17 protein-coding genes are annotated in these 25,863 nt (G+C 51.7%); all 17 read left to right on the top strand.

Annotated features, from left to right (window positions below; all coding sequences use genetic code 11):
* The first annotated feature begins 55 nt into the window (after nt 1-55).
* The 17 genes from NC796_RS05765 to NC796_RS05685 all read left to right on the top strand — a co-directional run bounded on the left by NC796_RS05765 (nt 56) and on the right by NC796_RS05685 (nt 25,820).
* Nucleotides 56-664, top strand: a complete 609-nt coding sequence (locus NC796_RS05765; protein WP_310682917.1) for a DUF4255 domain-containing protein — start codon at nt 56-58, stop codon at nt 662-664.
* Nucleotides 664-1,800: a hypothetical protein gene (locus NC796_RS05760; RefSeq protein WP_310682916.1), complete on the top strand. Its 1,137-nt coding sequence runs from the start codon at nt 664-666 to the stop codon at nt 1,798-1,800. The genes NC796_RS05765 and NC796_RS05760 overlap by 1 nt, the downstream gene beginning before the upstream one ends.
* Before the next feature lie 18 nt (nt 1,801-1,818).
* A complete protein-coding gene (locus NC796_RS05755) occupies nt 1,819-3,570 on the top strand; it encodes a phage tail sheath C-terminal domain-containing protein (RefSeq protein WP_310682914.1) in 1,752 nt (583 codons plus the stop codon).
* A 12-nt stretch (nt 3,571-3,582) separates the two neighbouring features.
* Entirely contained in the window at nt 3,583-5,016 is a 1,434-nt protein-coding gene (locus NC796_RS05750) for a phage tail sheath C-terminal domain-containing protein (RefSeq protein ID WP_310682912.1), read from the top strand.
* 28 nt (nt 5,017-5,044) lie between these two features.
* Complete coding sequence (locus tag NC796_RS05745; RefSeq protein WP_310682910.1) at nt 5,045-5,479, top strand: phage tail protein; 435 nt, start codon at nt 5,045-5,047, stop codon at nt 5,477-5,479.
* 5 nt (nt 5,480-5,484) lie between these two features.
* On the top strand, nt 5,485-5,919 hold the full coding sequence (locus NC796_RS05740; protein ID WP_310682908.1) for a phage tail protein: 435 nt from the start codon (nt 5,485-5,487) through the stop codon (nt 5,917-5,919).
* Between the two features lie 15 nt (nt 5,920-5,934).
* The gene (locus tag NC796_RS05735; RefSeq protein WP_310682906.1) at nt 5,935-6,108 is read left to right on the top strand and encodes a DUF5908 family protein; all 174 of its coding nucleotides are present in this window, start codon (nt 5,935-5,937) and stop codon (nt 6,106-6,108) included.
* A gap of 8 nt (nt 6,109-6,116) precedes the next feature.
* Entirely contained in the window at nt 6,117-6,821 is a 705-nt protein-coding gene (locus tag NC796_RS05730) for a LysM peptidoglycan-binding domain-containing protein (RefSeq protein ID WP_310682904.1), read from the top strand.
* A complete protein-coding gene (gene vgrG / locus NC796_RS05725; RefSeq protein WP_310682902.1) occupies nt 6,821-8,569 on the top strand; it encodes a type VI secretion system tip protein VgrG in 1,749 nt (582 codons plus the stop codon). The genes NC796_RS05730 and vgrG overlap by 1 nt, the downstream gene beginning before the upstream one ends.
* A gap of 359 nt (nt 8,570-8,928) precedes the next feature.
* Nucleotides 8,929-9,210: a PAAR domain-containing protein gene (locus NC796_RS05720; RefSeq protein ID WP_310682900.1), complete on the top strand. Its 282-nt coding sequence runs from the start codon at nt 8,929-8,931 to the stop codon at nt 9,208-9,210.
* 5 nt (nt 9,211-9,215) lie between these two features.
* Nucleotides 9,216-9,635, top strand: a complete 420-nt coding sequence (locus NC796_RS05715; RefSeq protein ID WP_310682898.1) for a GPW/gp25 family protein — start codon at nt 9,216-9,218, stop codon at nt 9,633-9,635.
* Complete coding sequence (locus tag NC796_RS05710; RefSeq protein WP_310682896.1) at nt 9,632-12,889, top strand: baseplate J/gp47 family protein; 3,258 nt, start codon at nt 9,632-9,634, stop codon at nt 12,887-12,889. Before NC796_RS05715 ends, NC796_RS05710 begins: the two co-directional genes overlap by 4 nt.
* Nucleotides 12,890-12,914: 25 nt before the next feature.
* A complete protein-coding gene (locus NC796_RS05705; protein ID WP_310682894.1) occupies nt 12,915-17,681 on the top strand; it encodes a hypothetical protein in 4,767 nt (1,588 codons plus the stop codon).
* An 11-nt stretch (nt 17,682-17,692) separates the two neighbouring features.
* Nucleotides 17,693-21,436: a carboxypeptidase-like regulatory domain-containing protein gene (locus tag NC796_RS05700; protein ID WP_310682892.1), complete on the top strand. Its 3,744-nt coding sequence runs from the start codon at nt 17,693-17,695 to the stop codon at nt 21,434-21,436.
* A gap of 39 nt (nt 21,437-21,475) precedes the next feature.
* Nucleotides 21,476-22,972, top strand: coding sequence for a contractile injection system tape measure protein (locus tag NC796_RS05695; protein ID WP_310682948.1), 1,497 nt, complete (start codon nt 21,476-21,478; stop codon nt 22,970-22,972).
* Nucleotides 22,966-24,318, top strand: coding sequence for an ATP-binding protein (locus NC796_RS05690; protein WP_310682890.1), 1,353 nt, complete (start codon nt 22,966-22,968; stop codon nt 24,316-24,318). Before NC796_RS05695 ends, NC796_RS05690 begins: the two co-directional genes overlap by 7 nt.
* A gap of 14 nt (nt 24,319-24,332) precedes the next feature.
* Nucleotides 24,333-25,820, top strand: a complete 1,488-nt coding sequence (locus NC796_RS05685) for a DUF4157 domain-containing protein (RefSeq protein ID WP_310682888.1) — start codon at nt 24,333-24,335, stop codon at nt 25,818-25,820.
* Nucleotides 25,821-25,863: the final 43 nt, after the last annotated feature.

The following is a 25,863-nucleotide window of genomic DNA, read 5'->3' as shown; positions in this document are numbered from 1 at the left end:
CACTTTAGAAAAAGAAATCAAGTTTCACCTCTAAAAATACTGAGAGTGTCACGGGATGATTCACTCTGCATTATCTTTTATTACACAGGAATTAAACGAATACCTGAAACTCAAAACGGACACTCCGGACGTTAATCGTGTATTTTTGACCAGTGTCGCCACTGAGTCGGATGGCGTTGTGATTCCAGAAGGCTCCCTCGGGTTGTCGCTGATCAATATTGAGGAAGAACGCGTCTTTAAAGATCAAAAAACCACCTTCATTAATGAAGATGGGATCGCCGAAAGGATGAACCCCGAGCTCAAGCTGAATCTCTATATCCTGATCTCGGCCAACTTCCAGGATACCAGCCAGCAGGACCCCTCCGATGACTACGTGGAGGGACTCAAGCAGCTGTCGTATGTGATCTCTTTTTTCCAATCCAAGTTTGTATTTACGCCCGATAACTCCCCGGCCTTGTCAGGTTTTGATCCACAGCTAAAAAAACTGATTGTAGAGCTCTACTCTTACTCGTTTGAACAGCTCTACAACTTCTGGACGGTAGTGGGCACCAAGTATCTGCCGTCGGTGCTGTATCGGATCCGTTTGGTCCGCTTCCAGGAACGCGACCTCAAGGATCAGAACCTGCCGATCGAAAAAATTGGAATCACCAGTCATGGCACATAATGGTTAGCATAAACTACAATCGGCTATTTAACCTGCGAGTTTCTCACGATTATTTTGAGGATGGGAAACTCCGCGGGATGAAGCTCGCCCCTACCCGCGAGACCGGGCGTATATTGCGCGGCGGCCAAATGCTGTTTAAGACCATCCCTACCGGGTTTACCATACTTTACAAAGCTGAGGCCGATGAGATATCACCCATTGTGGAACTGTCCGCTGAACTGACGCTGACCTTCACTATGGCCGTAGAAAACAAAGCGGAATTCCTCAATATCACCAACCTTGATGAATCCCCCACCGAATCATATCGCTCGGGAAACATCCTATACTTTACCAATAACCCCGGGGCCGTCTCCATCAATGCTGAAAGCCCGGAATCCATAAGCCATGTACTAATTGACGGGACCCAAAACAGCTTGTTCACCTACCATTTTACCGTTTCCGGCTCGCCCAACCAGGTTCGGCTGATTGTCAGTGATGAGGATGGCAACGTTGTATCCGCAGGGACGGAGGTGGATGGCACGCCGCTGCCCTCTGAGCTGGAAGTGGCCAAAAATGACGACGACAGCTACAGTCGCCAGATCGACCTCCGCAATAAGCCAACGGGCTTGTATACCATCACCATACTGCACATCACCGATGATACCACGCAGTATAAGGAGGAAACATTTTATGTAAGCGATGAGTTGGCATCCCAGAACGTGCTCGGCATTGTGGATATCATTTACGAATCGACCACCGGGCACCTGTATGCGGATACAGAACAGTACGAACTGCAGTTTTCACGGAAGGAGACGATCTGGAAGTATTTCGTAGTCAACAAAAACCAGCACGTCACCTTGGCAAGTGAAGACCTGTTCATTGAGGATCTCGGCCTGCCCTCGGCCCATTACAGCCCGATAACCTTTACGCGGGAGGGCGACGAACCGCACGCCACCGTCAGCATCAACGGGATGGAAACGGTCATTTTCAGGTCCGATACCCCGATTCCGTTTTTTGAGATCCCGAAAGCATCAGTGCAGCTCAAAAAGAATCCCGGCGACACCATATTAGTCAGCAACATGCCTAATCCCGCCCACAACGGCGTTGTGAAAGAGCAGAGTGGCGCCCTGGAAAGCGAAATCTATGTATTCATTTAACTATTAATTCCTGTACAAATGGCAGATTACAAAACACCCGGCGTCTATATTGAGGAAATTTCCACGCTACCCGCATCGGTGGCCCCTGTTGCCACCGCCATACCCGCGTTTGTGGGGTACACCGAAAAACGTGTTCGTGACAGAAAAACATTGGATCCCAACACCCCGGTTATGATCAGTTCCCTGCTGGAGTATGAGCAGATTTTTGGCCGGGCCTATGATGAAGCCTTTAGCATTACACTGACGGGCCCCAGCACCACCCTGGAGGACACCAGCTTCACCATTACCGATCCCGGCAGCCTGTCGCCTTACATGATGTACTACCAGGTACGCATGTATTTTGCCAACGGGGGTGGACGCTGCTATATCGTTTCGGTTGGGGATGAGACCTACGCCGATGTTCAGGATCCTTCGGCAAACAACGATCTGGACGTAACGGACCTGGAGGAAGGCATCAACGCGCTGGAAAAGGAAGACGAGCCGACCATCCTGGTTGTACCCGAGGCTGCACTGCTGACCGACGCCAATGATCGCCAAACTATCAATGATGCCCTGCTGGGGCAATGCGCCAAGCTGCAGGATCGATTTGCCATTATGGATGTAGTAGAGACGACCAGCGACGACGATGTGCTGGCTGATGCCACCGGTTTCCGGGGTGAGGTGGGCATGAACGACCTGAAGTACGGGGCCGCCTACTACCCCTCCCTGAAAACCACCATCCGTCGATACTTTACCGAATCTTCTATTATTATCACGGATAACCGCGGAGGCGCTGGTGCGGGTCCCTACCACCTGTTTCCCTTCAGCCTGATGAAAGAGGGCAGCGACTTTACTGTGGGCCAGTTTATTATCACCAACAATAATGAGATTTCCGGTGATGATTTTACAATTGGAACCGATACCCTGACGGCCGATACCGATTTCGCTGTAGGAAGCGATGCAGCCGGCAGCGCCGAGAACCTGGCGGCTGCCATCAACGGGCTGGCGAGCACTGACTTTGAGGCCAGTCATCTGCCCCACAGCAATATTGTACTCATCACTGCTGCCGTACCTGGTGGAAGCGGGGCCGTAACGTTGAATTACGCAAGTAATGACGCTGATGACGGGGCCACGGTCACGGCCATGGCTACCGTAGCCGCCGACAAAGAACTGTACAATCTGATCAGTGATGAGTTTGACAAGAAGCGCCTGACCCTGTATCCCAGCGGCGCCATGGCGGGCGTATATGCCCGGGTGGACCGCAACCGCGGGGTCTGGAAAGCGCCGGCCAATGTGAGCCTGAATCTGGTGGATGAGCCCAATATTTTGGTCACTTCCGAAGAGCAGGCCCCGCTCAACGTGGATGCGGACACCGGCAAGTCGATCAATGTGATTCGGCAGTTTTATCAGAAGGGGACCATTGTTTGGGGCGCCCGAACACTGGCCGGAAATGACAACGAATGGCGCTACGTGCCGGTTCGCCGACTGTTCATTTTTATTGAGGAATCGATCGAAAAAGCATCAGAGCCCGTGGTGTTTGAGCCGAACGACGCCAACACCTGGTCCAAAATGAAAGCGATGATCGAAAACTTCCTGACAGGTCTCTGGCGAGATGGAGCCCTGGCTGGTCCTACTCCCGAGCAGGCCTTCTTCGTAAAAGTGGGCCTTGGGCAGACCATGAGTGCTATCGACATCCTGGAGGGCCGCCTGATCATCGATGTGGGCATTGCGGCCGTCCGACCTGCCGAGTTCATCATTCTCCGATTTCAACACAAGCTCCAAGAAGCCTAAAACCCAACTGACATGGATTACAAAACACCCGGCGTATTTATTGAAGAGATTTCGACCCTCCCGGCTTCCATTGCCGGTGTGGAGACCGCCATTCCCGCGTTTATCGGCTATACCGAAAAAGCTGAAAAGGATGGCGATGAAACTGCACTTTTTAATATCCCAACTAGGATCAGTTCCCTGTTGGATTATGTAGAGAAATTTGGCGGCCCGGTGCTCGAGCAGTTTGACCTAACCATCGACGACGAGTATGATACCAATTCCGTGCTCGTTTCCCGGACGTTCAGCGCATCACCGACCTCCCCGTCACCGTTTATCATGTACTACAGCCTCCAGTTCTATTTTAATAACGGGGGCGGTCCGTGTTATATCGTTTCGGTTGGGGATCAGGACACGGCCGGTACTGTGAGTGAAGGTACTACAGTGCCACAGGCCGGTATTTTGGGAGGTGTTAAGGCCCTGGAAAAGGTGGATGAGCCCACCCTGATCGTGTTTCCCGATGCTGTAAATCTGGGCACATTAACCGCATATGGAAATGTCGTCAAAGAAGCTCTGGCCCAGTGCAACAAGCTGCAAGACCGGTTTACTATCTCCGATATGTACGATGACGATTCTTCCAGCCCAATTGAGAATTTCCGGGGTGAAGTGGGTACCTCATATTTAAAATATGGGGCTGTCTATCATCCGTTTTTGGAGACCTCTTTGACCTATGTATTCGATGCTGCCAATTCCACCATCACACATAATATTACGGGCACGCCGCCAACTGGTGCGCTCGATCTTACCGCGGGTCCAGACCTGGCCTCGATTGAAAGCAGTCAGCCCAGCATCTATCGCTCGCTGGAAGCCGAGATCAACAAGAATTACATCACGCTGCCTCCCTCGGGGGCCGTAGCCGGTATTTATGCCCGTGTAGACCGCAACCGTGGTGTCTGGAAGGCACCGGCCAATGTCAGCGTAAACTCCGTGGTTAAGCCGATCGAAAAAATTACCAATGAGGACCAGCGAACTCTGAACGTAGATGCTACCTCCGGCAAGTCGATTAATGCCATCCGCACGTTTACCGGCAAGGGCACACTGGTGTGGGGTGCCCGCACGCTGGCCGGTAACGACAACGAATGGCGCTACGTGCCGGTACGACGCCTCTTTATTTATGTTGAGGAATCGGTTAAAAAAGCCACTGAGTTTGTGGTGTTTGAGCCCAACGATGCCAACACCTGGGTACGTGTGCGGGCTATGATCGAGAATTTCCTCTCGGGACTCTGGCGCGAAGGTGCCTTGGCAGGTGCCACCGCCGAGCAGGCCTTTTTTGTAAAAGTGGGGCTGGGCGAGACGATGACCGCCCAGGATATTTTAGAGGGACGTATGATCGTGGAGATCGGAATGGCCGCCGTACGACCCGCCGAATTTATCATCATCCGCTTCATGCACAAGCTTCAGGAATCCTAACCATTTCATTTAACAAACAGACAAGACCATGGCTGAGAACTATCCAGTATCCGTATTTCACTTTACCGTAGAATGGGGCGGCACCCGCATCGGGTTTACCGAGGTGTCGGGGCTTACCGTCGAGTTGCAAAGCATCGATTATCGCGAGGGCAACGCCAAGGAGTATCAGGTCACTAAAATGCCGGGCATTCCCCAGTACAGCAATATTACGCTCAAGCGCGGCATCTACCGGGGCGACAATGAGTTTTTCCAGTGGCTCAATACCGTTCAGATGAATAACATCGAGCGGCGGGATCTCACCATCAGCCTGCTGAACGAGGAGCATGAACCAGTAACCGTCTGGAAGGTGAAGGAGGCTTGGCCGTGCAAGGTGGAAGGCCCCTCCCTGAATTCAACCGGCAACGAAGTGGCCGTCGAGACCATCGAACTGTGCCATGAAGGGTTAACCATTGAATTCACGTAGTCGCCATGGCCAACTACTATCCACCGGTCGGATTTCATTTCAGGGTCGATATTGACGGCTTTGCCGATGATATAAACTTCCAGGAGGTCTCCGGTATAAACGCAACGGTGGGGGAGTTTACCTACAATGAGGGCGGCGAAAACAGGTTCGTACATCGCCTGCCGGACCGCGTCACCTACGAAAAACTGACACTCAAGCGCGGGATGCTCGTCGGGTCAGAGCTGATCGGCTGGTTCCGGGATGCCGTGGAAGCCTTTAAATTTGATCCCCGGGATGTACTTGTGACACTCCTCAACAGCGAGCATGAACCCCTGGAGAGCTGGAGCTTTGTGCAAGCCTACCCGGTCAAATGGTCGATCGGGAATTTTAATGCCCAGCAAAATGAAATCGTGATTGAGACCATTGAACTGTCATTTCAATACTTCCAGCGCATGGATTAAAAAGAGGGAGCACCAATGCCAATTGAGATAAAAGAGCTCGTTATTCGAGCTACCATCGATACCGAAAAATCTTCGTCAAAAGGCCGCACCTATTTGAGCGGAGACGATAAAGAAAAGAGCCAGATCAACAAGTTGACCCAAAGAGTTGAAGAGCTGCAGAAGATGATCAAACAAAAAAATGAACGGTAACTGACGCTATGGATGGAAAGCTTGCAAAAATGATGATTCTTTCCTTTGCCACCGACAGTGATGGCAATCCCAAGGGTCTACCGCGCCCCTTCCCGGTAATGTACAACCCGGAGCGATATTCCACCAGCATTCAAACCATTTACCAGTCCCAAACCCAGCCCGGCGACAGCGCCGAGGAGCTTGCCTTTGATCGTATTGAAGGGAAAGAGGTATCTTTTGAATTTTTGTTTGATGCCACCGGCGGGTCGGTCAACTCCATCCAGGGAGAAGTGGCCAAGCAGCTGGGTGGCGTAGATGCCCAGATAGAACTGTTCCTGCAGCTTACCCACGAACGCGATCCACAGGAGCACCAGCCGCCGAAATTGACGCTGGTGTGGGGCACCTTCATTTTTGACTGCCGGATGGTCAGTGCCGACATCGAGTATATGATGTTCAACTCCACCGGGCGACCACTGCGCGCCAAGATCAATGCTACGTTCAAGGGCGACCGCCCCCGCGTACTGCAGGCTGCGCTTGACAAGCTGTTCTCCTCTGACCTAACCCACGTGCGAGTAGTGAAAGCCGGAGAAACGCTGCCGCTGATCTCCGAAAAAGTCTACGGCGATACCAAATACTACCTTCAGATTGCCGAGTTGAACGGCATCACCAACATCCGAAATGTAACCCCGGGCACGGAGCTCATCCTGCCGCCCATTGACAAACAGAGCGACTGATGCTAAACCGATTGCTAAATACCGGTGTCATCGACAATCCCCGTTTCACGATACTCTCAAACGGGACAGAGTTGTCCTATGATTTTGTGGTGCACTCCATTTCCATCAGCAAGTCGGTCAATAAAATTCCCACCGCTCAGCTGGTGCTCAAAGATGGAGATATCCCCAACGAAGATTTTCCGACCAGCAACCGTGAAGAGTTCGTACCCGGCGCCGAGATCGAAATCCAGATGGGCTACCGCGATGAGCAGGAAACCGTTTTTTCGGGCATTGTGATTAAACACGGGATTAAAAGCCAGTACAAGGCATCATCCCAGCTTACTGTAGAGCTTAAGGATCCGGCTATAAAAATGACGGTGGGCCGCAAGAACAAGTATTTCAAGGAACTGACCGACAGCGACATTATCCAGGAAATTATCGGTGAATATGGTCTTTCGGCGGATGTGGAAACGACGAGTGTAACCCACGCCGAGATGGTGCAGTATCACTGCACTGACTGGGATTTTATGGTGACCCGTGCAGAGGCCAACGGCAAGCTGGTGTTTGTGGATGACGGGACGATTTCAGTCAAGGCCCCATCACTGGCCGGCGAGCCGGTAGCAGAGCTGGTCTACGGTCAGAACATCAACGAGTTTGATGCTGAAATGGATGCCCGCGATCAGTTTGGCGGCATTACCAGCAAGTCATGGGATTTTGCCCAGCAGTCGGTGATTGAGTCGGAAGCCACCGATCCAGGCCTGCCGGAACAGGGTAATGTGAATGCCAGCGACCTCGCCTCTGTCATCGGCTTGGACCAGCTGCCCTACCAACATAGTGGCAAGGTGGAAGGTGAGGAGATGCAGAGCTGGGTGGACGCCCGGTTCCTGCGCAGCCGGCTGGCCAAAATTCGTGGTCGTATCCGCATCCTTGGACTTTCCAAAATTAAGCCGGGTGACGTCGTCGAGCTCGGCGGGCTGGGCGAGCGATTTAACGGCGTGGCGTTTGTATCGGCGGTGGGGCATTACTACGGGCTGGATTCCAGCTGGTATACCGACATCCAGATCGGGCTCTCCCCGGAGTGGCTGATTGAGCTGTATAATAACGTTATGGAAAAGCCTTCATCCGGCTTGTTGCCGGGTATTCACGGATTGCAGGTGGGCGTGGTGACCGCCATCCACGACGACCCTGACGGCGAAGACCGCGTGCAGGTGCGCGTGCCGATCATTGATCCGGAAGATAGCGGTATCTGGGCCCGCGTGGCCACACTTGATGCCGGGGACAGCAGAGGCACCTTTTTTCGTCCCGAGGTAGAAGATGAAGTTATCGTGGGCTTCATCAATGACGATCCTCGTGACGCGGTAGTCCTCGGTATGATGAACAGCAGTGCCAAGCCTGCGCCGATCACTGCCACGGAAGAGAACAATGAAAAAGGCATCATCACACGTGATGAGCTAAAACTGCTGTTTGATGATGACAAGAAGAGCGTTACCATCGAAACACCAAACGGTAACAAAGTAGTCATCAGCGACGATGAAGGAAGTATCTCCCTCACCGATGAAAATGGAAATGAAGTAGTGATGGACTCCTCGGCGATCTCCCTGGAGAGTGTTGGCGATATCACGATTAAGGCCAGCGGCGATATTACCATCGAAGGAAACAACATAAACCAAAAGGCCAACATGCAGTTTAAGGCCGAAGGTGCCTCTGGAGCCGAACTCTCGAGCAGTGCATCGGCTGTGATCAAAGGATCTATTGTTCAAATTAACTAAACAACATGGCTTAGCAAGATATTCCGGTAAAATTAGTGAAGTAATCGAATATGCCTTTTGTGGCGGGTCATCCCCCTGCATCCCCTTCAAGAGGCTGTGAAAATATTCAAGTGCAAATTAAAACAGTTCAAGAAAATCAACCGCAGGGGGCGCAGAGGATCAGCAAAGGCGCGAAAAAAGCTCCTTTGCGACCTTCGCGCTCACGTCGCGGTCTTTGCGGTTAAAAAAATAAGTACGAGAAAAATTTGACATCCAATTTTCTCACAGTCTCTCAAAGGGGGACAATAGAAGAGATTTAAAGAGATCATAAACATAGAGCAAGAACAATCCACTACCTTGTAAATCAAAACAACCTCATTATGCCACCAGCTGCAAAACTAGGAGATGTCACAAATCACGGCGGTACCATAGTAGGACCAGGCGCCCCCACGGTGCTGATCGGCGGGATGCCGGCAGCCGTGGCCGGGGACATGCATGTGTGTCCCATTCCACCGTCACCGGCTGGACCGCACCCCCCTTCGCCATTTTCTATGGGTAGTGCCACGGTACTTATCGAAGGGAAGCCGGCCATCCGGGTCGGGGATGTGTGTGGCTGTGGGGCGGCTTCTGTATTGGGAGAACCAACCGTAATTATAGGATAAATACGATGGCAAAGCAGCAAGAACAGGGCAAAGCATTTCTGGGGCGGGGCTGGAAATTCCCCGTGCAGTTTAAAAACGGATCGGCGAATCTCAGCCAATACGAGCGTGATATCAAAGAGAGCCTGACGATTCTGCTCTCCACGACCAGGGGCGAACGCGTGATGCGTCCCGACTACGGCACAACTGTCCACGACCTGATGTTTGAGCCGCTGGATGTTTCCACCGCTACGCTGGTAGGCGAGGAGATCAAAAAGGCGATCCTGCTGCATGAACCCCGTGTTTTTGTAGAAAATGTAGAAGCCGTGCAGGAGTCGTTGACCGGATTTATCGAAGTCACCATCGAATATACCATCATTGCCACCAACACCCGGGCTAACCTGGTCTTCCCGTTTTACCTGAATGAAGGAACCGATATTGAACAATGAGTGAACACTGTCTGTCAAAAAATCCATTGGTGCGCGATGGCACCAGCCAACGTCAGCGACTGCTGAAGACGCTGCTCCCCTCCTATGTGCCGGTGGATGAGCGCAGTATGAAGGACCTGGTCAACTTCGCCCGAAAATTTACCGGTGAGGTCAATTATTTTGAGTCCAGCAGCACATCAGATGACGGGCAGTGGGATGTCTTTTTCAAGCTTACCGATGAAGACTGGTCGTCATTTTCGTTGGAAGATTTCATCGCCCAGCTTAAGGAGACCGGGGAGACCGATCCCCATATCGCCCTTTTTCTCGGATTCCTGTACATGTTCCAGACAGCACAGGATGACCTTAATACGCTAACCCGCCGGCACCTCGAGTTTTACTATCGCGACGTCCTGCAGCTCAAGGAAAAACCCGCCGTGCCCGACCAGGTGGCCATCATATTCAAGCTGGCCAAGCATGTGGATCAGCACCTGGTGAAAGCAGGCACCGCTCTGAAGGCCGGCAAGGATGCGCTGGGCGTGGAGCGCATTTACAAGCTGAAACGGGACCTGGTGGTTGGCAAAGCGGAGATCACTTCACTTAAATCGGTTTTTATAGATGTTAATGACCGTTTCAGCACAGAATTGGATTATGATCCACTGGTCGATCATCGTATTTTCAAGTCCCCTACGGCCAACTCAGCCGATGGACTCGGAGCTGACATAGAAACGGAGAACATGAGCTGGCGCACCTTTGGAGAACCACAGTTCTCGAAAGACACCTCCCCGCCGGTTCCCGACCGCGAGCAGGCCGAAATAGGATTTGCCATCGCCTCGCCCATCCTGTTCCTGGCGGAGGGTGACCGGACCATCACACTGAATTTTGACCTGGACCAGGAGATTACTGATACACTAAGTGCGGATGATTTCAAGTTCCTGTTCAGCGGAGAAGAGGAGTGGATTCCCGCAGATCCCGATGATGCCGAGAGTGGGACCGATGGTGGCGATCCATACCTGAAATTTGTGTGCAAGCTGGGAGCTGAAGATCCATCCGTCGTACGCTACAACCAAGAAGTACTGGGAGAACCCTATTCCACCAACTGGCCGATCATCAAGGTATTGCTTAATACCGAGGCGGAAAACGATCCCTTTACCTATCAATATTTTAAAGAACGACTGGCCGGCAGCGTGACGATCTCCGTTGACGTGGACGGCGTCAAAAACCTGGTGCTGCAAAACGACCAAGCCGTGCTCGATGCCAGCAAACCATTTCTGCCGTTTGGGAATCAACCCTACCTGGGCAGCAATTTTTACGTCGGCAGCTGGGAAGTTTTCCAGAAAAAGCTGACATCACTCGATATTCATTTCAAATGGAATGAATTGCCACAAGGTACCTACGGGTTTTATTCTCATTATTTGGGATATAATGATCATACAGGGTTTGTATACAGAAGCAATGATGAGTTCAGAATCGACATCAGCCTTCTTCACGAAAAGAAATGGGAGACACTGAAAGATGATGCCCGCCTGTTAACAGACCCCGACGGGAACTCCATATATACTTTTGCCACACTCCCGGCTCCTGACGCCGATCCCAGTAAAATTATTGTGGGAACCTCGTCCGACCCGGAACTGAATGCCATACCACGGCAAACTAAGTTACAGCCATTTACCGATTTCAATGTCGATACTAAAAAGGGATTCCTGCGTATTACCTTACAAAACCAGGATTTCGGGCACAAAGCGTTTCCCAATTCCTATGCAGAAAAAGCGATTGACCTGGCCGACGGAGGGACGGGAAGCCTGCCCAATCAGCCCTACACACCCACGATCCAGAACCTGTCTGTAGACTACGAATCTGAGGTGAGTTTTCCCCTCTCGGGCGAAGAAAGCAACGTCGAGCAGTTTTTCCATATCGAGCCGTTTGGCGCCTGGCAGATCGATACGACGCAATCCAACACCTACCTACTGCCGCGATTTAACAATGCGGAAACATATCGTATCGACGAGGGCAACCTGTATATCGGTATCAGCAATATGACGCCGCCGCAGAGTCTTTCGGTGCTGTTCCAGGTGCTGGAGGGCAGCGCCAATCCCGTAAAAACGCATCCCGGTATAGAGTGGAGCTACCTGTCCAACAATGAATGGAAGCCGTTCGACAAGGATAAAGAGATTTTGATCAACACCACCAACGGGTTGCTCACCTCCGGGATCATCCAGTTTGCTATCCCGAAAGATGCGACTAGCAACAACACGCGTCTGCCGTCGGGGCAGCATTGGCTCAAGGCCTCGGTGCCAAATAACGCGGATGCCATCTGCCGGCTGATTGATGTGCAGGCGCAGGCCGTGCTCGCTGAGTTTGAGGACCAGGGCAACGATCCCGATCACCTGGAAAATCCGCTGGAGGCGGAGACCATCAGCAAGCTGCAGCGGAGTAACTCGGCCATCGACAGCGTGATACAGCCTTACGCTTCATTTGGCGGGAAGATGGAAGAGCAGCAATCTGCCTTTTACACGCGCACCAGCGAACGGCTGCGCCACAAACAGCGCGCCATCGCCATCTGGGATTATGAGCACCTGGTCCTGCAGCAGTTTCCCTCCGTGTATAAAGTGAAATGCATCAATCACACCCGTTTTGAGGGCAACCTGTCCGACTACTCCGAAATTGCACCCGGGCACGTCACCTGCATCGTGGTATCCAACGTGCAGAATCAAAACGCGGTGGACAAGCTCCGCCCCATGACCAGCCTGGACACCCTCACGCAGATCGATGAGTACCTGCAGACCATCATCTCAGAAAGTGTGGAGCTGCACGTCAAGAATCCGATTTATGAAGAGATCCAAGTGGAGTTTAATGTGCAGTTCCGCTTTGCAGACACCGGTTTCTACCTGCAAAAATTGAATGAGGATATCAAGGAATTCCTGGCGCCCTGGTCATCGGATTGCGGCGCGGATATCTCCTTTGGCGGGCGCATCCACAAGTCTATGATCCTGAATTTTGTGGAGGAACGCTCTTATGTGGATTACGTCACCTGCTTCAAGATGTATCACAAAGTGGAAGGCAGCAGCGATATCGATCCCAATGAGGATGTGGACGAGGCCGAGGCTACCACGGCTGTCTCGATCCTCGGATCCGTAGAGAACCACGACATTACAGCGATCGCATTTGGCAGCGAAGAATGCGACTGCGAGGACAACGAAATTAAGAGTACTGACGAATGGGCTTCGGCCGACGATTGCGGCTGCCAGGAAGAGATAACATCACTGCCCGGAGAATAGTCCGGCAAACAGATTAATCAAGAACATGGAAAACAGCTCACTGACCATATCGAAGCAGCCGCCCGAACTAAAGAGCATGCAGTACGACACGCTGCGGGAGCTCGCCATCCAGCACATCCAGGAGCTGGCCGGTCAGCTGTGGACCGACTACAACACCCATGATCCGGGCATTACCATTTTGGAGGTGCTCAGCTATGCGCTGACCGACCTGGGCTACCGCACCAGTTTTGACATCAAAGACCTGCTGGCCAAGGAGTTCCACAGCGATCCTGATCCGCGCAACTTTTACACCGCCGCCCAGATCCTGCCCAACCGCCCGCTTACGCTCGAGGATTACCGAAAGCTGCTTATTGATGTGGAGGTGGTGGATGAGGAAGATGAGGAATGCAAGTATGCCGGCATCAAGAATGCATGGCTGGAAAAATCAGATGAGGCCGAGCAGGAGATCTTTGTCAATCGCAAAGACAGCCTGCTCTCGCTGGATCCCGTACCGGGCAAAACGGAGCAGGAAAGCTACTACGTGAAGACCCTTTACGATGTGCTGCTGGAATTTGATGAGTGCGATCGGTTTGGGGACCTCAACGAAAATACGATTGAAGAAGATTTTACGCTCTACGAGCATGACCTGGAGGAAGAGCTCGAGGGAATCTTGTTCAATTTTAAAATCCAGTTTCCAGCGTGGGACGCGCAGGATATCGACTGGGCGAATCCCGTCAGCGTGCGCAGCCATATTCAGTCGATCCAGGTTAGCATCGACAATTTGCCCGGCAATTACACCCTGACGCCGGAGATTACCAACCTAAACGAGGTGATCCTCAAGGGCAATAAAACCGAGGGCGCCACCACAAGCCCCATTGCCGGGATCACAGATATCATCGACCAGCTCAATGATTTTTTGTATGGGGATGAAGATGGCCTGCTGGCGCTGTACATAGCAAAAGTAAACAAGATTTTCGAGATCGTGGAGGCTGCTAAAGCGCGGCTGCACGCCAACCGGAATCTTTGTGAGGACTTCTTCCGCTTCCGTGCGGTGCGTGTGGAGGAGATCATCGTTTGTGCAGATATCGAGATCGAAGCATCGGCGGATGTGGAGCAGGTGGAGGCTCACATTTTTCATCTCATCGAACTATTCCTTTCGCCCACGGTCTATTTTTATACGTTGGAGGAGATGCGCAACAAGTGTCACGCTGATACGCAATATTCCATCGTAGATATCAATTCTGCCAAGAAGATAATCACCATCGAAGCAGCGGACGAGGCGCCCCCAGTCAAGGATGATACCATCACGGTGTTTGGGCTGGGAACGAGTCCCATTGAGCTTACCGTGCACTGCGTGGATGAAAATCCCGATGAGGTCAACCAGTTCGACCTGGAGGTCATGGAGGAACTCCCTGAGGAGGAGCTGCAGGAGGAGGCCTACCTGATCAAAGGCCGGTTCGATGAGGACGAGTGCTTTACGATCGACCATATTTTTGAAGGTCCACTGCTGGAGCACGGCTTCATCGATGACGAAGAGCTGGCCGCGGCCGACCGCAAGAAGGTGATTCGCGTGTCGGACCTGATCCAGATTATAATGGACGTGGAGGGCGTTATTGCGGTCAAGGATATCCAGATCGCCAATGTGCCGCAGAACAACGAGTTTGGCATCAAATCCAAAAGCGTGCGCTGGTGCCTCGAGCTGGCCTTCGATCACAACTACGTGCCGCGGCTGGATGTGGAGGGCTCCAAGATGACTTATTACAAAGAACAGCTGCCGTTCCTGGCCAACGATGCCGAAGTTGACACGCTGATGAAGGAGCTGAGAGATGCCGAGCGGGAACAGAAAATCCGTTACCCGAAGATGGATATGCCGGTACCGACCGGGCGCTATCGCAATCCCGCAGATTACACAAGTATCAGGGAGGATTTTCCCCTGGCCTATGGCGTCGGTTCGGAGGGCATCCCCGGTATGGATGAACTGACACTGGACGAGCAGGAGCAGCGCAAAATACAGGTCGCGCAGCTGAAGGGCTACCTGCTGCTGTTCGACCAGTACCTGGCCAACTACCTGTCGCAAGTCGCCAATGTGAAGTACTTATTCACAATGGAGGACGAGGTCGGAACAACGCTGATCGACAAGACCTATTACACGCAGTCACTGGTGGGCGTACTCCCGGACGATGACTATCTATATCGCGATACAACCGATCACTCAGAAACGCTGCAGCTCATGACTGAAGACACCCGGCTTTTTGAAAAGCGCCGGAACAAGTTTCTTGATCACATGCTGGGCCGCTTTGCTGAATCGTTTGCTGACTACGCCATGCTGGCCACCAGAATTTCCGGCTCCAAAGCACCGCGCGAGCTGATTGACGACAAGCTGAAATTCCTGGGCCAATACCCGGTACTCAGCAGTGGCCGCGGCATGGCCATTGACTACCGCGACACCTGTAAAATCTGGCACGTCGATAACGTAGCGGGTCTCGACAAGCGCGGCGAACTGCTACTGGGGATGGCGCCCAAAGAACCGGAAGACCTCGTGTTCCGCGAGCAGCTGGTTATCGATAATCCGTCACCCGGGGTATTCCAGGTAAGCATTACCGATGGCACCTCGAACACCCTGATGGTCGTTGACCAGGATTTTGCTACTGAGGGCGAAGCACGGGCCCGGATGGAGCATATCATCGTGGTGGGCGTCTTCCGGCATAATTTCGAGATTCGTCCAACGGATGGCGGCGGCTCGCATTTTGTTTTGACCTGCAACGATGAAGTGCTGGCTATCTCAGAGCGGCAGGATTATGACGAGACGAGCGGCGATCCAACCGATGATCCCAATCCGGTGATCGACCAGCTCGTTGAGCTATTTACCGACGAGCTGTATGAAAATCCCGAGGCCAACCGCAAAAACCTGGCTTGCCCGTTGACCAACTACATCGACTACGAAATTACGGTAGACATGTTGCCCCTGCCCGAGGAACCGCCGACATTCACCATCAGCTATACGCTGTACGAAAAGGCGTTTGAATTTACAGCAGAGCAGGAGCTGCTGACCGGGTCCGTCACGCGAGAAACCGAAACTGATGATCCCGAAGAAGAGGTACAGCAGAAGGCCGAAGAGGCTCTCCATGACGTGCTTTGGGATTTGGTGAATCATGCTGCCCACCGTCGAACCTATTACTTTGACCCGGATGAGGCGCCCTTTACCTCGCCTTACCTATTTAAAATTCACAACAACCGTGGTGAAGATATCGCCCAGAGCGTGGAGAGCGATTTCAATACGGCGCTGGCCGATGCCATGAATGCACTAATCCCGGCCAAACTGCTGGTTTCGGGTTCCTCCGGGAATGACGGTGAGTACGACATCATCAATGCCACGGCCGTAGATTTAGGTCCGAATGTAGAGGTTGAGGTCGATCCGGCTCCACCCACCGCCATTTTTGACGGGCACCTGATGTTTGGCGACAGCTATGATGTGTCCTTTATTGAAAAAAGCACCCGGAATATCATCCTCACTGAAATCGACCCGGAAATCTATGAGGGCGATGCCATCCACCTGACCGGCACCGAAAGTAACGATGGCTTTTATACGGTTCAGTCCATTCGTCACTCCACCGATAAAATTTACCTGAAAGTGAATGAACTCTTTACGCAGGATGAAACCGTCGGTGCGTTGCGGAAAGCTTATGAAATTACCGATGTGGATATCGGTGGCAGCGCTTTTTACATAAAAGGCGGCAAGGATGAGCAGGCGATTACCGATACCATCAACTTCGTAACTGAAAAATTCTTTTCCTGTGAAGGCTTCCACGTGGTGGAGCATATCCTGCTACGCCCGCGGACGGATGAGATGTTGTTTGTGGATATTGAGGAACCCGTGCTGGACGAGGGTGCAACTCCGCTGGGCGACCTCTTTTTCTGGAAAACGGTACCCATCCAAGAAGCGGATGCCGAAGCCAACACCTTTACTGTGGCGGGTGACATCCAGGCGGAGATTGAGGGCGACCAGATCATCGTTGGCGGCGGCAGCTTTAACGACGGAGAGTTTTTGAAAAAATCGGTCAGCCTGCAGGATGGCAACACCGTGATTGAAGTGGAAACTGCTGAAGGCGAAGATGTCATCCTTTTTGATCTGCCGGATGATCCGTTCGGGGCCGGCATGCTCTCATTCCGCAAAAAAGTCACGATCGACAGCGTTACGGCCGCCGATCATACGATTACTGTTTCTGATCTGGATGCAGCTGCCCTGGAATCAGATTTTCATATTGAAATACAGGGATCCCAGGATGCAGCCCATGATGGTAACTATTTGGTGGCTACTGCCGAGGAGTCTGAGGATGAGGAAAGTGATGAGGTTATTATCACTATTTACAAGGTGGAGCAGCTTGTCCAGGATCGCCTGTTGCCAATCCACCTGGACCAGGAAGAGTGCGAATCCTGCAAGATCACCGATCCCTATTCCCACATCGCCACCGTTGTGGTGCCCTATTGGCCCGGGCGATTTATCGATATGGATTTCCGGAAGTTTGCCGAAAAAAGGCTCCGCATGGAAGCGCCCGCACACGTATTTCTGAACGTCTGCTGGATAAACTGCGAACATATGGCCGAGTTTGAGGAAAAATACAAACAATGGCTGATCGCCACCAACACGCGGGAGGCCAGCCCGGATTCCGTATCCGAAGCACTGGATGAGCTGATTGACATACTCACCCGCATGCGCAACGTGTATCCCACGGGCACACTGCACAATTGTGAAGATGATGACTCACTGGAAGGCGCCATCATACTGAACAATACTATTTTAGGAACCTTTTAATCACTGATGCCATGAGTACCTTAATCAAGAACTATCCCGTATTTGAAGATAACCAGGTTCTTACCAGCTCCCAGCTGAACCAGATGCATAACTACCTGGACCAGCAAACACGCCTGACCCGCGTCAGCCTGATCGGTATCGGCGTGGTGTGCGGCATGGATATCATCTGCAACGACGACCAGGATGAGCTGACGATTACAAAAGGCGTGGGCGTCACCTCCGAAGGGTACCTGATTACCATCGGCGAATGCGTGACTACACAATATCGCACCTATTCGAAGCCCAACACCGTCAGTTACCCGCCGTTTGAAGATCCGCTGACTCAGCTTCAGGATGTGGAGCTACACGAGCTGCTGACGGCCGAAGCGGATATAGATCCTGAAGAGGAGGAAGACGTCACTGATCTAAACGCGGAATTTCTGTCTGACAAAATTGTGCTACTGTTCCTGGAATGCTATGACAAGGACCTGAAATCGTGCTTGGGCAAAAGCTGTGACGAGCTGGGTATCGACCGAATCCTGACGCTTCGGAAACTCGTGATCACCGAAGAGGAGTACAACAACAAGGTGAAAGAACGTCTAAACGGCGGCATGCTGGATGAGGCATATCCCGATAAATATGAACTGCCCGTTCTTCAAGTTCGTCGCCCACTGCTTAAGCCCGCAACTCCAGCCACCCTTTTTTATATCGGCATGGCAAGCGAATACCTGAAGGCGGTTGACGAGGTGTGGGATCCGCTGTATGATGCGATGATCAAATCATATTCCGTGTATTCACCGGTGCTGGAGGATCTCTATAACGAACAGAATCCATTTGAAATGGAGGCGATCACAAATACCAGGGAGCAGCTGGAAGAGTACCGTGATGCCTACAGCTCATTTTCGGAGTCGATTTATGGCGTTCAATATTTCTACGATTTTGTCAAGGATCTGATCCTGGCCTACGAAGAATTCCGCATGACGGCCATGGAGCTGAGCGGGGCCTGCTGCCCTGATATGACTCGCTTCCCCAAACACCTGCTGCTGGGCCTGGCCTGCGAACAAGCCGGCGGGCTCTGTGCCGAGGTCGAATACCGCAATGAATTTGTGGCCTCCCCGGCCTTCAGTGATCAGCGCTACATGGCTGAAAAAGTACAGATGCTGCACAAACGATTAGTGTTGCTGTGGGAAAGTTTTGACCTGGGGCGATTGAAAGACACCTCGGAGCGGGAAATTAAAATAACACCCAGCTGCGAGAAAAAGAGCACCCTTTCTGAGCGGGCTATCCCATATTATTATGATTCCAAACGAGAAAGCAGCATCGAGGGGCTGGGCACGCTGGAGGAGAACTGGAACTTTGACCTGCAGCGCCAGTGCCGAAGCAGCGAATACCCCCAGCAGATTTCATACGACAATCATGAAACTGCTACCGACGATTTTCATCCCATAAAAACGCCACTGTTTTACGACCTGGACTCCTACAACTTCCTGCGTATTGAGGGGCACATCAGCAAGCAGGTGAGACAGGTGGAAGCACGCCTCCACATTCTGAAGTCGGAGCACAACCTATCGTTTGATATCAAGAAAGTATACTTCGGGGATTTGATGGAGGAAAATCCCATGCCCGCCTGCCTTATTGAAGACCTGCAGCCACAGTATTCAATCTGGCGCAACAAGATTCTGCTGTTCCTCAAGAACATTGTACAGGCCAGCAAAACCACGGAACGGGCGGTTCTCAACCGGGCGATGTTTATGTCTGCAGAGGAAGCCGGCTTCAGGACCAGCGGGGCAAGCTTTTCCAGGCGGAGCGCCTTCAACGTCAATACTACCGACTTTACGAACGTATTTATGGGGGCAGATCCCACGCGATTTACTGAATCCGCCAACCGGCTGTACACCACGTTGAACAATTTTGAACGAGCCAGCAGCCGGGAAAATGTGTCGCTTTCGGCCTCTTTTGAAAGCAATACCGATACGTCAATCCGAGAGCTATTCGCCTCGTTTAATACCTGTATCCACCAGCTTATCGATGCGATGCCCCTGGACTTCGCTGATTTTGAGATGTCAACCTGGCTCAATCATTACAAATGTGTGTTGCGGGTTATCGTCAAGATTATGAAATGGATGGCCAGTATGGCCACCAACGCGCAGTACCGGGTGATGATGACGATCTATCTCTACTTTGCCTGGATTATCCACCGGATCGTCAACTTCCTGGCGATCTATCCCTACATCACCATCCGGGTCCTCAACGATACCCTGCAGGAACGACAAGAGGCCCTGGTGGAGGCGATGCAGCTTTCGCGTTTCCGGGGCAATCACCCGGGCGTGGAGCACAAAGCGGGCGTGGCGCCGGGACAGACCTTCCTGCTGGTTTACCAGCTCCCCCACCAGTTTGATGAACTGCGGGATGAAGATGGTAACGAGTTCGCGGAGCGATTTGCCTCATTCGGTGGGTTCAATATCGACTTTGAGAATATGGATTTTAATATGGATGAATACCTTGAGGTCGTTTCGGAGATGGAAGGCCGCGTGGTCGCCGACTTCACCCTGCCTTTCACCTGCTGCGATCCGTGCGAGGACATCTACTCCGAAGTGGTTACGCTCGACCCCTTCGCGCCGCCTGTGACGGCCATCGCCATGACAGATGATGCACTCGAAATTTCCAGCTATAAAAGCGTAGAGATTCAGCTCATCAACGACCTGTATGATCCCGATATTTATAAAGCCAGTCTTACCAGCCAGCCCAACTTTGGAAGCACGATTTTCCGTGATGATCCCTACGAGCCGGACAACACCAAAACCAAGCAGATGCTGGTTTATGATGTGGATCCCCAGAAGCTGGCCGCCGAGATACAGCGAACCGACGATTTTTTCATTATCGACGAGTTCAATTACCAGATCCAGGATGTGAACCGCCAGGAAACGGTTGGCAGCGATACCATCACCATCTTTATCCCTGTACAGCGACAGACGAAGCCACAGGTAGGCACGGTAACAGGAACGGTTACTACGGTGGGAGTGGAAGGAAACCAGGAACCGCTGCAGGGCGTTAATATCGTGGTAGAAGGCACCGACCGGGGTACTACGACCAATTCCGACGGGAACTACACGCTGTCTAATGTCCCCATTGGCCAGCAGACCCTGATCGCCAAATTTGTGGGATATGTAGATGCCCGAAAAACGGTGGACATTACGACGGGTACCAACTCCATAGACTTTGTGATGAGTCCCGCAAAGGATATCATCATAAATTTCGAGCGTATTGTGAAAACACTGGAGATTCAGGAGCAGGAAGAAGAAGTTCGGAAGATCAGGAAGTACTACTCCACATCCATGAATAATGCCAAGGCGAAGGCCGACCAGTTGGTACAGCTGGAGGGTAAAGAGGAGGTAACGGCCATCACCAAGGCCGCCAATGCGGTGAAAGAGTTCTCGGATGAGGAGGATATCAGCGTCGTGCGCCTGAACAATGAGTATAACAACGTCCGCAACGAGTTGGTTGAACAAATCCAGAATACCAAGGGTGCTGAGAAAGAGCTCCACAAGGAAGCACTGAATAACGTTACGGTGGCCTACCTGGATCGCCTGGCCTATACCCAGCCGGACGACCTGACCAGCACCACCAAGGATGTGTTGAACGAGTCGGCCAACATCTTCAATGCATCAGAGGATATTGACATGAAGACGACCATGGAAGCATGGGAGAAAAAATCCAAAGGCTATGTCAGCCAGGATTTCCAAAGCAATGTAAAAAGCAACCTCAGGCTCAAATAGATCGAGTCCTCAAACAAACATATCATCCGAAGCTGCGTGATGGACCTGCACTTGGGCGAGCAGAAGAGTGCCGGCGAGATCCAGGAGCGCGTATCGCGTATCTGTCATGAGCAGATTATTCCCGCGCTGTCCCGGCTGTGCGATGAACTTTCGCCAGAACAGGGCCGCATGATCGTGGATAAACTGGAGCTCGACATCGGTGTGCTCAACAAAGGCGCGTTGGATCACGAACTCACTGATCGGCTGCTTACTCAGTTCAAAGAGGAGGTCAAAAAGCTGAAACTGGCCTCTATGTATGATTTTGATCCCTCTTTTGGCGAAGCGGGCAGTAAAACGGGATTGGCCGAACAAGAATCCAGAAGCCGGGTGGACCTGCTGATCCATTTCTTCCGTCATGGGTCGGTACCGTGGTGGAATCCTTATTCCAACAGGGATACAAACCAATGGATCAGGGAGCAATTCCGGGAGGATGCCCAATCACTGATCACCGCTGTGGGAAATGAACTGGGACAGGCAGCCTTCAGAAGCCGAACCGTTCACTCATTCTCCGATCAGCAGTTCCGGTTATTCTTCATGCATCATCGACTGGAGAAGCTGTTTCAGTTATACCTGTCGATCAAGGATGAGATTCATCAACAGAATGTCCAACAGCACAGAACCGTACCGTGGAGACAGCTTCGAAATTCCTTCCTGGAAACACTGCTGGAGCAGTTATGGGTGTATAAATTGAGCGGTATACAGAAATCGGGGGCCGGAGAATTAAGCAGTGCAACTTTTTCGTCCCGGCATAAAAAAATTGCATTAGCCCATACGATTCGTGCCCTGGAAAAGTCACATGATCTGCCTCAGGACATTATGGAGCGGGCAATCCGCAGTCTTACCGAAACAACAATGCTATTCACACCCGATGAATGGCAAGAAATGTATGACCTGACTGATCTTGATTCGGGTTCAGGGTCAGCGGGCAAATCGGATATACCGCCGGTGTCTTCCGGCAATAAGTCTGCCTCGGAACCATCGAGGCATACAAGCCGCGAACAATTTTTGGAGATCGAAAATGCGGGATTGGTACTGCTTTGGACCAACCTTGCCCGGCTTTTTAGTACGCTCGGGTATGTTGATGAACAGGAATTCGTCAATGAGCAGGCCGTTCACCGGGCCATACACCTGCTGCACTTTGTCAGTACAGGTGAGAACACCGGTGAAGAACACGAATGGCCGCTCAACAAACTGCTCTGCGGGCTGCCGCCGGAAAGCTTTGTACCCTATGAAATAGAACTGACCGACCGGGAAAAGGATGAGGCCCAAGCGATGATTCAGGCTGCAATCAACAACTGGGATGCGCTCAAGAACACCTCCATTGAGGGATTCCGCGACGCGTTTCTGCAGCGAGATGGAATTCTGACGCCCGATATAAATGGCTGGAAGCTGCAGGTGGAACGCCTCAGTTATGATATTTTGCTCGACCAGCTCCCTTGGCCCATCTCCATAATCAAACTGCCCTGGAACGACCACCTGATTCACGTACAATGGTAGCCTCATCAATTTTACATAACGCCCGTGATATTCAAACTGAGCTTTCTTGGTTTCGGGAGATTCTTAAAACACGCTCAAAGTTGAACGGCGGCGAAGAGACGCCCTACGGCGACGTCTATGATATTACGCCCCCGTTGTTTAACGGCCGGGAATCGTCTTATGGCCAATTCGTGAGGCAGCACAACCTGGACTACGAAGAGCGCTTTTTGCTCATCTTGGCGATGGTCCCCCACATCAAACCGGAATTGTTGGATATGTTCCTCGCCAAAAATCAGCAGACTCAGCAGGTGTACACCGAATTTGGCGGCAAGAAGGGCAAAAACCACCTCGGGTTTATTCCAACAGGAGAAACGGCTGCCTTCATCCTGGCAGGCAGCGACCTGGAACGGCGTTTTTCAATCCAGCGACTGTTTGACAGCACCCACACGTTTGCCAAAGAAAATATTCTGTGGCTGGAGGATATGGAGAACGGAGAACCGCGGCTCAGTGGCGCCCTGCAAATCTCCAAGGAGGTGCTGGATCTGCTGACGATCGGGGAGTATCGCAAGCCGCAGTTCAGCACGGAATTTCCCGCCAAACTTCTGACTACCAACATGGAGTGGACGGATTTGGTGCTGGGCGATAACATTTTGGATCAACTCAAGGAAATTGAAACCTGGATCCTGAATCATCATACCCTGATGAAGGACTGGGGCATGGAGAAGAATCTGAAGCCCGGCTACAAGACCCTGTTCTACGGTCCGCCGGGTACCGGTAAAACGCTGACAGCCAGCCTGCTGGGCAAAAAAACCGGACGCGATGTGTATCGCATTGACCTCTCGCAGACCGTTTCCAAGTATATCGGGGAGACCGAGAAAAACCTGGCCAAAGTGTTTGACCGTGCCGAAAACAAGGAGTGGATCCTGTTTTTTGATGAGGCGGACGCGCTGTTCGGCAACCGCACGCGCACCAAAGACGCCCATGACCGCTTTGCCAACCAGCAGGTTTCCTACCTGTTGCAGCGTATTGAAGATCATAATGGGTTAGTGATACTGGCTTCGAATCTCAAAAACAACATCGACAACGCCTTCCTTCGGCGGCTGCAGCTGATGGTCCACTTTCCCATGCCTGGTATAAAAGAGCGATTAACACTATGGGAAAATGGGTTCAGTAAGGCCGTCCGGCTGGAAGACAAGATTGACCTGTCGGCCATTGCCAATGAGTATGAACTGGCCGGCGGCACCATTGTGAATATTATTCAGCACAGTTCGCTCCGTGCACTGGGCCGCGACAGCAACGAGATCCACCTGGCTGACATCATGGCCGGGATAAAACGGGAGTACCATAAAAACCGCAGAACCATTTGACATGAGGCCCTACTATGGGGACAGCAGCACCTTTCCAGCCGATATCCCATCAACCAGCCAGCCTGGCGGGTAATCACTTTATCCAGCCCAAATTGGAGGGCGGCAAGTCCGGAGATAAATATGAACGGCAGGCCGACCACGTGGCCGACTGGGTAATGCGGATGCCCAACCATCACATTCAGCAGCAGCCAGTGGATGAGGAGCTCCAAATGAACGTGATGCAGGACGAAGAAGCAATCCAGATGCGCCCAATCGCTGTGCAGGAGGAACAGTCTCACGGAATAGATCAAATGTGCCCGCGATGCCAGGACCATTTCAGGCAGGGAAAACCCATTGACTGCCCCGAGTGCCGTGAAAAGCTGCTACAGGCTAAATCTGGTTCAAACCCCAAAAATGGTCCCGATTACGCGCCCCGGGAAATAAACAATCAGCTTCAATCGTCAACTGGAGGCGGGCATAGGTTACCTCGCAAGGTGCAGCGAGAGATGTCTACCAAAATGGTGGCCGATTTCAGTGATGTAAAAGTGCATACTGATTCAAAATCGGCCGAAATGACCGATTCACTGGGGGCTAAAGCGTTTACCTATGGAAGTGATATCTACTTTAATCAGCATCAATACTCACCTGGTACCGCTACGGGAAAGCATTTGCTGGCCCATGAGCTGACTTATGTTATACAGCAAAGCCCAGGCAACTCAAAACAGATCCAACGCAAAGCTCATCCAAAACCTAAATGCAATAATATAGAATATAATCCGAAGTATTATTGCTGTATCAATGGCCAATTGACGCGTCAAAATCCGATAACAAGTCTGGAGGATTGCCCGGACAGGGCCAAAAACACCAACAGGATGAATGAATATGATGGATGCAGCGTGCCTAAGTGGCTCTCGATCGGTCAGGATAAAGATAATCCGGCTGATGGAACTGATACACACTTTTCCGATACTTCCATCCATGGTACAAAACCGCAAAGCTTTATCCCTAAACTACCATGTGATATTCACGATAAATGTTACCAGACTTGCTGGCCGTCTCATATGTGGGAACAAAAATGGGAAGAATGCGACCAGGAGCTTATTAAGAATGCAGCGAAGGTATGCAATGCGTCCAGTGAGCCAATTGATGTCAAATTCAGATGCTTAAAAGCGGTGGTAAAGGCAGAAAACTTATTGCCTTGGGGTAGCTGGGGATCGTTTAAGCAAAGGCAACAAGAATACTGCAACTGTTGCCCGCCCGCTTCAAAGCCTGTAAAAGGGAATCCTGAGCTGCTTGTCAATGCGGATAATGTTTGGTTTGTCTCAGATCCACTGCACTGGAGTGATAAACGTTCTCTTATTTCGAAGCTTGCAAAAGGAACTAAGGTCAAATTGCTGGAGAAAGGCAGCGGAGAATCATTTAATAATACGGATGAAATCTACCAATGGTGGAAAGTAGAACTTAATAACCAAGTGGGGTGGATTATGCAGGTATACCTTGACGAGGTTTCGAATGCCCCATAATTACATCTGAAATATGATGGCAGATCGTAGTTCATATAAATAA

It is taken from the genome of Aliifodinibius sp. S!AR15-10 (assembly GCF_031569985.1).
Taxonomy (GTDB): Bacteria; Bacteroidota; Rhodothermia; order Balneolales; family Balneolaceae; genus JAMQKA01.
The sequence above is the reverse complement of the archived record's forward strand: the minus strand, read 5'-3'. Positions and strand labels throughout refer to the sequence as shown.

Coding starts and splice junctions, on each gene's coding strand:
- NC796_RS05690 (WP_310682890.1), top strand. CDS start 22,966: ATGGTAGCCTCATCAATTTTACATAACGCCCGTGATATTCAAACTGAG.
- NC796_RS05740 (WP_310682908.1), top strand. CDS start 5,485: ATGGCCAACTACTATCCACCGGTCGGATTTCATTTCAGGGTCGATATT.
- NC796_RS05745 (WP_310682910.1), top strand. CDS start 5,045: ATGGCTGAGAACTATCCAGTATCCGTATTTCACTTTACCGTAGAATGG.
- NC796_RS05685 (WP_310682888.1), top strand. CDS start 24,333: ATGGGGACAGCAGCACCTTTCCAGCCGATATCCCATCAACCAGCCAGC.
- NC796_RS05720 (WP_310682900.1), top strand. CDS start 8,929: ATGCCACCAGCTGCAAAACTAGGAGATGTCACAAATCACGGCGGTACC.
- NC796_RS05715 (WP_310682898.1), top strand. CDS start 9,216: ATGGCAAAGCAGCAAGAACAGGGCAAAGCATTTCTGGGGCGGGGCTGG.
- vgrG (WP_310682902.1), top strand. CDS start 6,821: ATGCTAAACCGATTGCTAAATACCGGTGTCATCGACAATCCCCGTTTC.
- NC796_RS05700 (WP_310682892.1), top strand. CDS start 17,693: ATGAGTACCTTAATCAAGAACTATCCCGTATTTGAAGATAACCAGGTT.
- NC796_RS05750 (WP_310682912.1), top strand. CDS start 3,583: ATGGATTACAAAACACCCGGCGTATTTATTGAAGAGATTTCGACCCTC.
- NC796_RS05735 (WP_310682906.1), top strand. CDS start 5,935: ATGCCAATTGAGATAAAAGAGCTCGTTATTCGAGCTACCATCGATACC.
- NC796_RS05730 (WP_310682904.1), top strand. CDS start 6,117: ATGGATGGAAAGCTTGCAAAAATGATGATTCTTTCCTTTGCCACCGAC.
- NC796_RS05765 (WP_310682917.1), top strand. CDS start 56: ATGATTCACTCTGCATTATCTTTTATTACACAGGAATTAAACGAATAC.
- NC796_RS05755 (WP_310682914.1), top strand. CDS start 1,819: ATGGCAGATTACAAAACACCCGGCGTCTATATTGAGGAAATTTCCACG.
- NC796_RS05710 (WP_310682896.1), top strand. CDS start 9,632: ATGAGTGAACACTGTCTGTCAAAAAATCCATTGGTGCGCGATGGCACC.
- NC796_RS05695 (WP_310682948.1), top strand. CDS start 21,476: ATGGACCTGCACTTGGGCGAGCAGAAGAGTGCCGGCGAGATCCAGGAG.
- NC796_RS05760 (WP_310682916.1), top strand. CDS start 664: ATGGTTAGCATAAACTACAATCGGCTATTTAACCTGCGAGTTTCTCAC.
- NC796_RS05705 (WP_310682894.1), top strand. CDS start 12,915: ATGGAAAACAGCTCACTGACCATATCGAAGCAGCCGCCCGAACTAAAG.